The following is a 13,362-nucleotide window of genomic DNA, read 5'->3' as shown; positions in this document are numbered from 1 at the left end:
ATGCTTGAAATTAATCTTGATACTTCATCACTAGATCGCGGCTTGAGCCAGCTTCTACAAAACGTAAGCCATCCGCGCAAAATGATGAAAGCCATCGCGACCGAAATGACTTCATTAACCGAAGAAAACTTCGAAAGCGAAAGTTTCGGTGGCAACAGATGGAAACAAAGCCAACGCGCAGCTCAAGGCGGGCAGACTCTGCAACTGACCGGCCAACTTGCAGCCAGCATCTCCACACAAGTAGGCAACGACTTTGCACGTATCGGAAGCAACAAACCATATGCGGCAATCCACCACTTGGGTGGCTCCGCAGGCAGAAACCATAGCGTCCAACTTCCAGCCCGACCCTATCTACCAATCAACGGCAGTGGTCAACTTCAAAACGGAGCAGATAAACGCATCCTTGATATTGCAATCGAGTCACTCAGCTCAGGCCTGTAAACAAAAAAAGACGAGCAAATTATACTCGTCTTTTTATTGCACTCTATGAAACTACTTTTCACAAAACCAATCCCACCAAATCCCGCTCCATCCAAAATAATCCCAATTATCTCAGAGACTCTATATATTTATCTCATTGGGTTTCATCAGGCCGTCTGAAACGGTCTGTTTTTTAATTCATGTTTTATTGTGATAATTGTTGACGATTTTTGTATGTTTATGTAACTATTGCGCACCGCTATTTATTAGAGCAAAGAGGAGAATATGAGCATACTCGCCGCTATCCGCCCTAAAGAGCCTTTGCGCCATCTGCGCTGGTTTGACATGCTGATTGTGACTGCTATCCTGTTCGGTCAATTTGCCTACCGTTCTACCCAACTTTATATCGCCAGCCTGATGCCGCAAGTGGAAACAGCCGCTGTTGCCGAAGAAGTGCGCGATACTGCGGTAACCGGCGTGGCTTATTCGGAAAACATGAGCCTGCAGTTGACTCTGCTTGCTATTGCTCTGATCTACCTCATTATCCGCCGTTTCGACTTCAAACAGTTGCCGATTCGCTTTAATTTAGGCGTATTGTTTTGGACGCCTGTGATTTTTATCCTGATGGGTCTGACCGCCGATGCGGTAACTTCATTAAGTGGCGGCTACAATTACTTTACCACTGAAATCTTCCAATACATCAAACCATTATCCATTTTTGACAAATTCGCCGCCCTTGCGCCGATGGCCATCCTCTACGGCCTTTTAAACGGCTTTTATGAGGAATTCTGCTTCCTCGGCCTTTTAACCTGCGTGGAAGACAAATACAAATGGCAGGCATTGGCCTACTCGACCTTGGTGCGCATCTCCTTCCATACTTACCAAGGTATGCTTTGGGCGACCGTTATCGGAGTTGTTTTCGGCTTGATGTACTACTTCTTCTACAAATACAAAGTCAAAAACCTGCTGCCGTTTTTCCTGATTCACGCCTTGGCAGATATCTTCGGCTCCGGCTTCATCTATTTGATTTGCGCTTAATGGCAATGATTGACCGAATAAACAAGGCCGTCTGAAACATCATCTTCAGACGGCCTTTTATCATCTATCGGCTTACTTAATCAACGTAATTGCCACATCCGCATCTTCAGTTGCAACGGCCTCAATCACGACATCGCCGCCAAATCGCAACACCGATCCTGCGCCGACCGTATGTTTTTCAGTCTGATTCAGCGTCACGTCAAAGCTTCCTTTTCCAACGGCAAAAATCAACGTTTTAAAACCCGGATGATCGTGCGGCTTGATCTGCTCCCCTTTCTTCATGTCTTTCTTAACAACCATGTAATTTTCGCCGCTGAAAATCTTACCGTTTTCGGAAGAAACCTCTCCCAAAGGCGCGGCAGAAACGGCAACGGAAAACAAAGCGGACAGCAATACGGCAGAAATATTGGAAACTTTCATGACAAGCCTTTCTTAAAAACAGAACCCCCATTCTATAAAAAACCATTTCATTATTCAATAATAATTCTTATTTCTAATAAAAAGGCCGTCTGAAACCCAACGATATTGTTCAGACGGCCTGATTGACCTGTATAATATTTTCTTATTAATAAAACCGCTTTACACACCCATCAAATGGAAACCGTCAGAAAAGATCCGCTCGGCTCGGCATGGATGGTTATTGCCGCGCTCGGCTTTACCGTCATGAACCTCTCCGTCAAAGCCGCCTCTACACATTTCGGCTTTTCCAGCGGCGAGCTGGTCTTTTGGCGCATGCTGGTCTCCACCCTGTTCTTAGGCATCATGGCCAAAGCGCAAGGCAACACGTTTTCCACACCGCATTGGAAAACCCATCTCAACCGCAGCGTCATCGGCACGCTTGCCATGATGTGCACGTTTTATTCCGTCATGCACCTGCCGCTGGCAACAGGCGTCACGCTCAACTACACGTCCTCCATCTGGCTGGCCATTTTTTCATTTTTCATTTTAAAAGAAAGAATTACGCTTTATACCCAAGCCATTTTGGTTATGGGCTTTATCGGCGTTATCCTCTTACTCAACCCATCTTTTCAAGGCGGACAGGAATTTGCCGCACTGGTCAGTTTGGCAGGAGGCGCCATGTCGGGCTGGGCATATTTGCAGGTGCGCGAGCTCTCGCTTTTGGGCGAACCGGGCTGGCGCGTGGTGTTTTACCTCTCGCTTACCGGCCTGATTATGGGCGCAGTCTGGAGCACCATCACAGGCTGGCATCCGCTGACCATCTCTTCCCTACCCTATCTGGCCAGCATCGGCATCTCCGCCATGATTGCCCAACTAGCCATGACCCGCGCCTACAAGGTCGGCAAGAAATTTACCGTTGCCTCGCTTTCCTATCTGACCGTCGTTTTCTCCGCCCTATCCGGCATACTGCTTTTCGGCGATAAAATCACTTGGCAGGAAGCCGCCGGCATGGTTATCATTGTTGCAGGCGGCGTGTTCAGCAGTTTTACTCCGGCCTCAATCAAAAAATTTCTGATGAAGCAATAATTTAACAAGGAGAACACCATGATTTCCATCCGCGAACAATCTTACGGCTTAAACGTAGCGCTGTACAACGAGTTCACTTTGGACGATTTCCGCCAATTGGAAGAAGCCTTATTGGCCGCAAAACAAAAAATCCATCTGCCCGACATCCTGCTGGATTTATCCATGCTGAAAGACTTCACCATCGATATGGCGGTCGAACAAATCAAATTCCTCAACCAACATGAAACCGACTTTGGCCGCGTTGCCGTCATTACCGACGACATTTGGATCAAACTCGGCGCGCGCCTTTCCAGCCTCCTGACCAACCAACATCCCAAATATTTCAGCGACGCTGCCGAAGCACAGGCTTGGTTGTTGGCAAGCAATTTGAAATAAAGACAAGGCCGTCTGAACACATTACCTAAGCAAATTCAAAGCTGCTTAGGCTCAAAATCAACGGTATCACAATATTTTTCAAAGCATAAAAAAGGCCGTCTGAAACCTTGTAATCTACAAAGCTTCAGACGGCCTTTCATCGTTTTTATTCAAAAACTTACATAACACTCAATACATCAATGCCCAACAACTCCAAGCCTTGTTTCAGCGTGTCGCCGGTCAGCTTCGCCAGTTGCAGGCGGCTGTTACGAGTTGCACCTTCTGATTTCAGGATTGGGCAGGCCTCATAGAAGCGGCTGAACAAGGTAGCGATTTGATAGAGGTAGGCAGCGAGGTAGTGCGGATACGTGGTATCTGCCACGCTTTGCAATACGTCTTCAAATTTCAGCAACTCGGCGGCCAGTTGTTTTTCCAAAGGTTCGGTCAAAACAGTTGGCGCGGTTGCGTCCCATTCGCCTGCTTTGCGGAACACGCTTTGTACGCGTGTGTAGGCATATTGCAGATAGGGGGCGGTGTTGCCCTCAAACGAGAGCATGGCGTCCCAATCGAACACATAATCGCTGGTGCGGTTTTTGCTCAAATCAGCATATTTGACTGCGCCGATGCCGACGGTTTTGCCAATTTTTCCTGCTTCGTCTGTGCCCAATTCAGGATTTTTCTCTTTCACCAAAGCAGTGGCGCGTTCAACGGCTTCGGTCAGCAGGTCAACCAGTTTTACTGTGTCGCCACTGCGCGTTTTGAACGGTTTGCCGTCTTTGCCCATCATGGTGCCGAAGCCGATAAACTCGGCTTTTACATCTTCCGGCAGATAGCCTGCTTTGCGGGAAGTGGTAAAGAGTTGCTCAAAGTGCAGGGCTTGGCGGTGGTCGACGACGTACAGCAGGCGGTCGGCATGAAGCGTGCCGACGCGGTAGCGCAAACACGCCAAGTCGGTGGAAGCATAAAGGAAGCCGCCGCCTTGTTTTTGCACGATAAATGCGGCAGGTTCGCCGTCTTTGTTTTTGAACTCGTCCAAGAACACGACTTTCGCGCCGTCGTCTTCGACTGCCAAACCTTTTTCGACCAAATCATCGACCACAGGCTGCAAATCGTCGTTGTATTTAGATTCGCCTGCCACGTCTTCAGGGCGCAGTTTCAAGCCCAGCGTGTCATAAACGGCTTGGGCGTGCGAGAGCGAAATATCGACAAACTGTTTCCACAATGCCAATACGGTTTCATCGCCGCCTTGCAGCTTCACAACGTATTCGCGTGCGGTGTCGGCGAAGGCAGGATCTTCGTCAAAGCGCACTTTGGCGGCGCGGTAAAACTGCTCCAAATCCGCCAGCTCAAACGCGGCATTGTCTTTTTGCTGCTCAACCAAATAAGCGACCAACATGCCAAACTGCGTACCCCAGTCGCCGACGTGGTTTTGACGGACGACAGTGTTGCCCATAAATTCCAACACACGCGAAATGCTGTCGCCGATGATGCTGGAACGCAGGTGGCCGACGTGCATTTCTTTGGCCAGATTAGGCGAAGAATAGTCGATGACGACGGTTTGCGGTTTGTCGGTTTTTGCTATGCCGAAACGCGCGTCGTTCAAGGCCGTCTGAATGTTTTGGACGAGGAATTCAGGACGTAGGCGCAGGTTGATAAAGCCCGGGCCAGCGACTTCCGCGCTTTCAATCACGGCATTGTCAGCCAATGCTTCGGCCACTTTTTGCGCCAACTCGCGCGGATTTTGTTTGGCTTTTTTCGCCGCACCCATTACGCCGTTGATTTGGAAATCGCCGAAGTCGGGATTTTTCGCCGCCTGCAATACGACGGGGCTGTCGGACAAACCGGCAGCGGCAAAGGCTGCTTGGGCTTCACGTTCGACGGTTTGGTATAAATTCATGTTGTCGGTCTCTATCAATTCAAATCAGGCGGTATTTTAAAAGAATTTCAGGCTTTAAAACAGGGCAAGCTGCAATACTTTTCCAGCAGCTTGTTATATGATTGCATTCTGATTCAACGATTTTGCTGTAAAGGCCGTCTGAAAGGAAAAGCCATGAACCCCAAAAATACGCTTTGTCTGATTGTCGATATTCAAGAACGCCTGCTGCCCGCCCTCTCAGGCGCGGACGAAATGTTGGAACGCTGCCGCCTGCTGATTCAAGGCTTGACGGCTTTGGACGTACCCTTTGCCGTAACCGAACAATATCCGAAAGGTTTGGGCAACACCGTATCCGCCGTATCGCTGCTGTTGCCCGAAGGCACGCCTGTTGTCGAGAAAACCCGATTCTCGGCGTTTTTACCTGAAATTCAGGAAATCTTACGCAAAAACGACATCAAAAACGTTATTTTAATTGGAGCGGAAGCGCATATCTGTATGCTTCAGACGGCCTTGGATTTGAAAGCGCAAGGTTACGCCGTATCCCTGCCTTTTGAATGCACCGCCTCGCGCACAACGGCCAACCGCGACAATGGTTTGGCGCAACTGAGCCGTCAGGGCATTACCGTTTCCAATGTCGAAAGTATTTTGTTCCAACTGCTCGGCGATGCCAAACATCCGGCCTTTAAGACTATCTCCAAACTGATTCAATAACAGGCCGTCTGAAATGCAATACACCATCCGCCCTGCCCTGCGCCAAGACTTGCCCGCCATCGTCGATATTTACAACAACACCGTGGCCACGCGCCAATCCACCGCCGATTTGTCGCCGACCACGGTTGCCGAACGCGAAATGTGGTTTGCCGCACACACGGACAAACGCCCGATCTACGCCCTTTACGATACCGACGGCACCGTATTGGCCTGGGGCAGTTTCAGCGACTACCATCCGCGCTACGCCTACCACATCAGCGCGGAAGTCAGCATTTATGTCCGCCACGATATGCGCGGCGCAGGCGTGGGCAAAATCCTGTTGCGGCATATGCTCGAACGCGCGCCGTCCTTAGGCATCCACAACGTCATCGCGCTTGTGTTCGGCCACAACTATCCGAGCCTAAACCTGTTTCACCGTTTCGGATTTGAAGAATGGGGGCGGCTGCCGCAAGTCTGCGATTTGGACACCATGTTGGCAGACGTCGTGATTTTGGGCAAAAGGATTGTCGATTGATGACGACAAAGGCCGTCTGAAAACTGAATTCAGACGGCCTTTTGACGGCAAAACCTTTATTGCGGTTTCTTCGCCAGCATGGTGACGAATTTAAACTGAATCGGATTGCCGAATTCGTCTTTCGCGTGCATCGATCCCAGCTCTTCCTTGTATTCCACCAATTCCCAATCCTTATAGTATTCGCGCAACTCGCCCTTGCCAAACTTGAACGGGAATGGCATCGGGCAAGGGAAATCTTCCGTATCCATCGCAGACACGATCAGGTTGTAGCCGCCGGGGTTGGTATGTTCCTTCATGTTGGCAATCACGTCAGGAACGTAACGCGGCATCAAGAACATAAACACCACGGTCGCCACCATATAATCGAAGTTTTCCTGAATATTGGCGGCGTTGAGGTCGTATTCAAACGCGCGGACATTCAACTCTTCGATACGCGCCAGCTCTTCCACGTTTTGAACCGCATGGGGATTATTATCGACAGCGGTAACGTCAAAACCTTTCAAACCTAAATACAGCGCATTACGGCCCTGACCGCAGCCCATATCCAAAACCTTGCCGACGGGCACGATGCCTTCGGCGGCACGGACGGCCGAATGTGTCGCACTCATGCCGTATTTCTTATTGAAATAGTCCGCCGCCTCGCAGTAAAACGACAGTTGGATTTCCGTATCTTGCGTTTGCGGCGCGATAAAGTGCCATGCTTGCGGATGGATAATCCAATCATCGCTTTCAGGCGTCAGCTCGTGCGTGGCCGTAACATTGCCCGCCTCGTCCACTTCATTGAAGTTCAGACGGCCTTGGAGGACATTGAGGCAGCCCCAAGTACCGGCGGCGGTATTGTGTTTGGACAACAAGGCTTCGGGAATTTCGTCCGCCGTCCACACCGGCATCTGTTTGTAACAAAACAATTCTTGCTGTTCGCTCATCATATTTCCTTTCTATTTTGACGGTTTCAACACGGCTTCTGCCAAGGCTTTCTGAATGGCAATAAAGTGCAGGCAATTTTGAGATATTTTAAAACTCTTTGATAATTGACCATCTTTCCAATCTAGAACTCTAAGCGCTGTATTAAGCCTTCTTCAGGTTCTTGGCTTCGGAAAATCAGCCATAACCTTAACACATCAACCATAACTCCACGAGGCAAAGTGAGATAAAGTGATTCCTCTTCTTGAGCAAAGAGAAAATAAAAATTCACTTGATCGTTCATCACCTCAACACCCCAAGTATTGGAAGAAATATCCGCTTCTTGAATCGTCTCATCTGTTAAGATTGACAATGAATGATCCAAAAAAGAGAAATAATTTGGACCACCCATTGGATCATTCAAATAGCCGGTTAATGGATTTAATTGGTGATTTTCTTCCAAATAGCAAGCCGGAATAATATGCCCTTTATGTTGAATATACGTAAAAATAAGTTTCATCTTTACTCCTGTTCAGCACTTGGGAAAGCCGTGACGACAGGATAGGTATAACCTTCTACACGTACGCCTGAATTTGAAATGCCAACCCACATACCTTCAGCTTTACGAATAGAATCTAAATCATCTACTTGATTCATATAAGCAGAATTAATTTCCACTTTGATACGATCTGCCGTCCACGTTTGAGGAAACATCAAGGTCTCCCCATTATTGTTAGTTTTAGTCATATATTGATTAGTTTCACTATCAAAAGCGGAAATTTGTGCAAGATATACGCCATTTGGATAAGTATATAATATCCGATCAACACGTATATTGCCTAAGGCGGAATGGCCACCGATCATGACTGTCATAAAATACCTCTAATCTACACTGAAAAATAAACTTCATTACTTATATTGGGTTCAGATATTAAGAAATTATACCAATTAGTTAAAATGGTTTTAAATTGCTCAAACTCAAGATAATCATCAGGGTACTCTTCATCACCCCAATAAATAGTTACTTTATCTAACAAAATTAGTGCGCCTAAAGTTTGCCCCCACATATCATATTCAAGAATTTCTTTTTTAGATATTTTATCAATCTCTTCAAGACCATTTTTTATCCACTTTTGCAAATGGCTTATACCTAATCCTTCATCATCAATCAAAAAATTAACTATATTTAAAGCCTCATCTACATTCAACATTGAGCAACGAGGTCTCAAAACCCCATCCTTCCATGCAGACGATATATACCAATAAAACTTAAAATCCATAATTAGCTCATATTTCATTAGCGGGTAAACTGTTACTTTAGGTCCCTTATAATCTATCACTAGGTGTAGTCAATTCCCACATGACCTTTCCATTTTTCGAATTCGTATTTATTTGCTTGCTCGTTGATGTAATGATCTTTTTGGCGATTAGAAATCCTTTCATTCAATCCTTTATTTCGATCTCCTCCTAGATTAGCCATATCTTCCGATTAATTAACCGCATTTATAGTTTTGGATTTCGATATTCCTCTAGCCTTAACTAACGCTAATCCTGCACCACTTAACGAGTAATAAGTACAGGGTATTTTACACGCGCAAACCGTATTTGCCGATATTTCAGACGGCCTTATGTTATGATACCGCCTTATTCGACAAAGACATGCCCATGGATAAACCCGTTTACCTCTACACAGACGGCGCATGCAAAGGCAACCCCGGCGCAGGCGGCTGGGGGGTATTTATGCGCTACGGCACACACGAAAAAGAACTGTTCGGCGGCGAAGCCGAAACCACCAACAACCGCATGGAGCTGACCGCCGTCATCGAAGGCCTGAAGTCCCTAAAACGACGCTGCCAAGTCGTCATCTGCACCGACTCGCAATATGTCAAAAACGGCATGGAAAGCTGGATACACGGCTGGAAAAAAAACGGCTGGAAAACCGCCGCCAAAAAACCGGTCAAAAACGACGATTTATGGAAAGAGCTGGATAGTTTGGTTCAACAGCACGATGTCCACTGGACGTGGGTAAAAGGCCATGCCGGACACCCTGAAAACGAAAAAGCCGACGAGCTCGCCAATCAAGGGGTGGCAAAATTTGCATAACACTTCACCCATGACTGTACTCAAATATCTCAAACCATTCTTTTGGATTGCTATCATTGCATTGATTTGTGTGACGCCAAGAGCACTTATGTTCGCCTATTCGCCCTTTCATGATGTCTATGATTATTTTAACTTTGGATTGTGCGATCACATTGAGAGTGCCGAAGAATGTGACGACTTAATCACGCCCGCCTATTTATTTTGGTGGTTTATACCTAAACCGTGGTTTTTCACATTCATCACACTGACTGCCATTTACCTCGTTCTAAAAATCCTGATTGAAATCATCCGATTCCTATTCAGACTGAGAAAGAAAAACCCATGACCTGCCCCATCTGCACTGCCGACAACGAAGATATTTTGCTGCAAACGCCAAACCTGCGCGTTATCGCCGTTCACAACGAAGCCGGCGCACCGGCATTCTGCCGCGTTATTTGGAATGACCATGTTTCCGAGATGACCGACCTTTCCCCTGCCGAACGCAACGAAATCATGGAAATGGTGTATCAGGTTGAAGCCGCAATGCGCCAAGTCTTCCGCCCGGCCAAAATCAATCTGGCCAGCCTCGGCAATGTTGTGCCCCATCTGCATTGGCACGTCATCGCCCGCTTTGAAAACGACGCCAACTTTCCTGCGCCGATTTGGGCCGCGTCCGTACGCGAACACGGCATGACCCTGCCCGAAAATTGGCCGCAACAAATCAAAAACTTAATCGCTTAAACTTTCAGACGGCCTGTAAGGTCCGACACGCCAAGTTCAGGCCGTCTGAACATATAACGAAAGGAAAACCTCAATGACTTCCACCACGCGCCGCCATTTCCTGCGCACCTGCTCTGCCGCGGCAGGCGCAGGGTTGTTGCAAGCCTGCGGTACAGGCACGACCACCACGCCGCAAACCAAAACCACTTCCACCACCGCGAAAGCCCAAACCGTGCAACCTAAGCAACCCCATCCGCCACGTTCCGGCGACAACCTCCTGCGCGTTGTTGCGCCGTCAGGCTTCGCCGAAGACCCCAACCGCGTGACCACCGGCCTGACCCGCCTCTACAATGCAGGCTTTACCGTGACCAACCAACAGGCAGGCAGCCGCCGTTACCAACGCTTTGCCGGCAGCGACGCCCAACGCGCCGCCGACTTCCAAGACGTTGCCGGCGGCCGCGTCGAAACGCCTAAAGTCTTGATGGGTCTGCGCGGCGGCTACGGCGCGGCACGTATCCTGCCGCAAATCGACTTCGCCTCACTCGGTGCCAGAATGCGCGAACGCGGCACATTGTTCTTCGGCTTCAGCGACGTTTGCGCCGTCCAACTCGCCCTGTTGGCCAAAGGCAATATGATGAGCTTTGCCGGCCCAATGGTGTACAGCGAATTCGGCAAAGCTGACCCCAGCGTCTTTACCATGGATTCTTTCATCCGCGGCACGACCAACAACGTCAACATCGTTGATGTTCCGACCATCCAACGCGCCGATGTCAACGTCGAAGGCACATTGTGGGGCGGCAACCTGAGCGTTCTCGCCTCCCTTGCCGGTACGCCTTATATGCCTGATATTCAAGGCGGCATCCTCTTTATCGAAGACGTCAGCGAGCAACCCTACCGCATCGAGCGCATGCTCAACACGCTTTATCTGTCAGGTGTTTTACAAAAACAACGCGCCATCATCTTCGGCGATTTCCGCATGGGTACCATCCGCGACGTGTACGACTCCAGCTACGATTTCTCCGCCGTCGTCAACCACATTTCGCGTACTGCCAAGATTCCTGTGTTGACCGGCTTCCCATTCGGCCACATCACCAACAAAACCACTTTCCCGTTGGGCGCGCATGCCAAAGTCCGCAGTACCGGCAACGGCGGTTATTCCGTCACCTTCAGCGGCTACCCTACGCTGAACCCGTCCGCGCTGACCCTCAACAACCTGCTGCCGCCTCCTGTTCCGACTTACGACAGCAGCACTATTTACCGCGACAGCATCACTGAAGAAGTCACCGAATAAGGCTTGTTCAAATCAAAAGGCCGTCTGAAACCCAGTTTCAGACGGCCTTTTGATCTTAAGTCTTAACCATAACGTCGTTGGAAATCTTTCATAAAGTCGGCTAACGCGTTCACACCTTCAAGCGGCATCGCATTGTAAATGCTGGCACGCATACCGCCGACGGTTTTATAACCCTTGAGCAGGCACAAGCCCTGTAACTCGGCTTCCAACACAAAGCGGCGGTCCAAGTCTTCGCTTGCGGTTTTGAAGACCACGTTCATTTTGGAGCGCGCATCAGGATGGATATCGTTAATGTAAAAACCGCCGCTGCCGTCTATCGTCTCATACAAGGTTTGCGCCTTTATTCGATTGACCGCTTCAATTTTTTTCACACCGCCCTGCGTTTGCAGCCAGCGGAACACCAAGCCCGACATATAAATCGCATAAGTGGACGGCGTGTTGTACATACCGTCGCGGTTGATGTGCGAACGGTAGTTGAACACATCAGGAATATCGTTCGGACAACGCTCCAGCAAATCCTCGCGGATAATGACCACTGTCGCACCGGCAGGGCCGATATTTTTTTGCGCGCCGGCATAAATTAAGCCGTAATCGGATACATCAAACTCACGCGACAAAATCTCGCTCGACATATCGCACACCAGCGGCGGCAGGCCGTCTGAAAGTTTGGGGACGTTTTGATACTGCAAGCCGTTTACGGTTTCATTAATCGCAAAATGAACAAACGCAGAATTCGGGTTGACATCCCAATCCTCAACCACAGGAAGGTTTTTATAGGCATATTGCTCGCCGCCATGCGCAGCCAAACGGATTTCGGCATTGCTCAAACGGCTCATCTGCTCATAGGCAATACGGCTCCAGTTGCCCGTTACCACCGCATCGGCAGTCGCAAAACCGTGCGCCAAATTCATGGCCACCATATTGAATTGCGTGGTCGCACCGCCCTGTAAAAACAGGATTTTATAATTGGACGGAATATTTAAAAGCTGGCGCAAGTCTTGTTCGGCATGATGCAGAATACTCAAAAACATATCCGAACGGTGGCTCATCGCCATCACGGGGAAACCCGTGCCGTTGTAGTCGAGCATCTCCTGTTGCGCGGTACGCAATACCGCTTCCGGCAATACGGCAGGACCTGCGGAAAAATTGTAAATCGGGTGTGCGGACATGGCTGCCTTCTTTCTTATTCGGTGGGTATGAAGAAATTGTAGAACCGCCTTGCACATTGTGCAAGCACGAAAAATTAGGAAATTCAAAGCGGTCTGAAAACAAAGCAACACCAATTATTTGTTTTAAAAAATAATTTAAGAAACACCACACCAAAATTTGTCAACAATTTCCTTTTCAGACGGCCTCAACCCTATCCTTTACATTTAAGCAATCACTTCAAAAAATCCACGCCAAATCAACACTTTTCTTTTATCTTGAAAACAGTTATAATAGGCCAATTTTTCAAATCACACGAAAAATGGCCGCGCGGCCATTTTTTTGTTTATGTACTTCTGGAGAAGCATGGATATTCAAAGCATTCTTGATAAAACCCTGCCCGGCTTGGGCTACGAGCTGGTCGATTTCGAACTGACCGCACAAGGCGATTTGCGCGTTTTCATCGATAAAGAAGGCGGCATCACCGTCGAAGACTGCGCCACTGTCAGCAACCATCTGAGCCGCGTGTTTATGGTTGAAGACATCGACTACAAACGTTTGGAAATCTCCAGCCCGGGCCTTGACCGTCCGTTGAAAAAAGCCGCCGACTTCGTACGCTTTGCCGGCCAGAACGCCAAAATCAAAACACGCCTGCCGATTGATGGTCAGAAAAACTTCATCGGCCGTATCGAATCTTGCGAAAACGACATCGTTACCGTCTCTTTCGACGGCAAAACTGCCCAAATCGAATTGAGCAATATCGACAAAGCCCGTTTGCGCCCCGAATTTAAATTTTAAAAACCGATTACTTGGAGATTCTAG

General features: G+C 48.6%; 17 protein-coding genes. 10 read left to right on the top strand and 7 right to left on the bottom strand.

Annotation, left to right across the window (positions count from 1 at the left end; all coding sequences use genetic code 11):
- Positions 1–441 (top strand): phage virion morphogenesis protein, encoded by a 441-nt coding sequence (locus tag O3661_RS05635; protein ID WP_049322359.1) that lies wholly within the window; start codon positions 1–3, stop codon positions 439–441.
- Between the two features lie 264 nt (positions 442–705).
- Entirely contained in the window at positions 706–1,458 is a 753-nt protein-coding gene (locus O3661_RS05630; protein ID WP_371492604.1) for a type II CAAX prenyl endopeptidase Rce1 family protein, read from the top strand.
- 72 nt (positions 1,459–1,530) lie between these two features.
- Here the strand turns inward: O3661_RS05630 and O3661_RS05625 are convergent, their stop codons facing one another.
- Positions 1,531–1,878: a hypothetical protein gene (locus O3661_RS05625; protein WP_371492602.1), complete on the bottom strand. Its 348-nt coding sequence runs from the start codon at positions 1,876–1,878 to the stop codon at positions 1,531–1,533.
- A 174-nt stretch (positions 1,879–2,052) separates the two neighbouring features.
- Here O3661_RS05625 and O3661_RS05620 point away from each other — a divergent pair, with 174 nt between their 5' ends.
- Together O3661_RS05620 and O3661_RS05615 are read left to right on the top strand one after the other, a co-directional pair.
- Positions 2,053–2,943 carry a DMT family transporter gene (locus tag O3661_RS05620; protein WP_371492600.1) on the top strand — a complete coding sequence of 297 codons (891 nt, stop codon included), beginning with the start codon at positions 2,053–2,055 and terminating at the stop codon, positions 2,941–2,943.
- Between the two features lie 18 nt (positions 2,944–2,961).
- Positions 2,962–3,318 carry an STAS/SEC14 domain-containing protein gene (locus tag O3661_RS05615; protein ID WP_063067994.1) on the top strand — a complete coding sequence of 119 codons (357 nt, stop codon included), beginning with the start codon at positions 2,962–2,964 and terminating at the stop codon, positions 3,316–3,318.
- Between the two features lie 157 nt (positions 3,319–3,475).
- Here the strand turns inward: O3661_RS05615 and argS are convergent, their stop codons facing one another.
- Complete coding sequence (gene argS / locus O3661_RS05610; RefSeq protein WP_371492598.1) at positions 3,476–5,194, bottom strand: arginine--tRNA ligase; 1,719 nt, start codon at positions 5,192–5,194, stop codon at positions 3,476–3,478.
- A 153-nt stretch (positions 5,195–5,347) separates the two neighbouring features.
- Here argS and O3661_RS05605 point away from each other — a divergent pair, with 153 nt between their 5' ends.
- Together O3661_RS05605 and O3661_RS05600 are read left to right on the top strand one after the other, a co-directional pair.
- Positions 5,348–5,884 (top strand): isochorismatase family protein, encoded by a 537-nt coding sequence (locus O3661_RS05605; RefSeq protein WP_371492597.1) that lies wholly within the window; start codon positions 5,348–5,350, stop codon positions 5,882–5,884.
- A 13-nt stretch (positions 5,885–5,897) separates the two neighbouring features.
- On the top strand, positions 5,898–6,398 hold the full coding sequence (locus tag O3661_RS05600; protein WP_371492596.1) for an N-acetyltransferase family protein: 501 nt from the start codon (positions 5,898–5,900) through the stop codon (positions 6,396–6,398).
- 56 nt (positions 6,399–6,454) lie between these two features.
- Here the strand turns inward: O3661_RS05600 and tehB are convergent, their stop codons facing one another.
- The 4 genes from tehB to O3661_RS05580 form a co-directional block, all read right to left on the bottom strand.
- Complete coding sequence (gene tehB / locus O3661_RS05595; RefSeq protein ID WP_371492595.1) at positions 6,455–7,324, bottom strand: SAM-dependent methyltransferase TehB; 870 nt, start codon at positions 7,322–7,324, stop codon at positions 6,455–6,457.
- A 122-nt stretch (positions 7,325–7,446) separates the two neighbouring features.
- Positions 7,447–7,821 (bottom strand): DUF5376 family protein, encoded by a 375-nt coding sequence (locus O3661_RS05590; protein ID WP_371492593.1) that lies wholly within the window; start codon positions 7,819–7,821, stop codon positions 7,447–7,449.
- 2 nt (positions 7,822–7,823) lie between these two features.
- On the bottom strand, positions 7,824–8,174 hold the full coding sequence (locus O3661_RS05585) for an EndoU domain-containing protein (RefSeq protein WP_107810231.1): 351 nt from the start codon (positions 8,172–8,174) through the stop codon (positions 7,824–7,826).
- Positions 8,175–8,188: 14 nt separating this feature from the next.
- Positions 8,189–8,581 carry a hypothetical protein gene (locus tag O3661_RS05580; protein WP_371492592.1) on the bottom strand — a complete coding sequence of 131 codons (393 nt, stop codon included), beginning with the start codon at positions 8,579–8,581 and terminating at the stop codon, positions 8,189–8,191.
- Between the two features lie 385 nt (positions 8,582–8,966).
- Here O3661_RS05580 and rnhA point away from each other — a divergent pair, with 385 nt between their 5' ends.
- From rnhA to O3661_RS05565, 3 genes are all read left to right on the top strand, one after another.
- Positions 8,967–9,404 carry a ribonuclease HI gene (rnhA, locus tag O3661_RS05575; RefSeq protein WP_371492591.1) on the top strand — a complete coding sequence of 146 codons (438 nt, stop codon included), beginning with the start codon at positions 8,967–8,969 and terminating at the stop codon, positions 9,402–9,404.
- 321 nt (positions 9,405–9,725) lie between these two features.
- A complete protein-coding gene (locus O3661_RS05570; protein ID WP_371492590.1) occupies positions 9,726–10,124 on the top strand; it encodes an HIT family protein in 399 nt (132 codons plus the stop codon).
- 73 nt (positions 10,125–10,197) lie between these two features.
- A complete protein-coding gene (locus O3661_RS05565) occupies positions 10,198–11,394 on the top strand; it encodes an LD-carboxypeptidase (RefSeq protein ID WP_371492589.1) in 1,197 nt (398 codons plus the stop codon).
- Between the two features lie 62 nt (positions 11,395–11,456).
- On the opposite strand, the gene serC is transcribed toward O3661_RS05565, so the two are convergent.
- A complete protein-coding gene (gene serC, locus O3661_RS05560; RefSeq protein ID WP_371492587.1) occupies positions 11,457–12,563 on the bottom strand; it encodes a phosphoserine transaminase in 1,107 nt (368 codons plus the stop codon).
- Between the two features lie 343 nt (positions 12,564–12,906).
- Here serC and rimP point away from each other — a divergent pair, with 343 nt between their 5' ends.
- Positions 12,907–13,338, top strand: a complete 432-nt coding sequence (rimP, locus tag O3661_RS05555; protein WP_003685973.1) for a ribosome maturation factor RimP — start codon at positions 12,907–12,909, stop codon at positions 13,336–13,338.
- Positions 13,339–13,362: the final 24 nt, after the last annotated feature.

Origin of the sequence: Neisseria sp. 20925_1_37 (assembly GCF_041433255.1) — a bacterium.
GTDB classification, from domain to species: Bacteria; Pseudomonadota; Gammaproteobacteria; order Burkholderiales; family Neisseriaceae; genus Neisseria; species Neisseria flavescens_D.
Note: the sequence above shows the minus strand (reverse complement) of the source record. Positions and strands in the feature narration are given on the sequence as shown.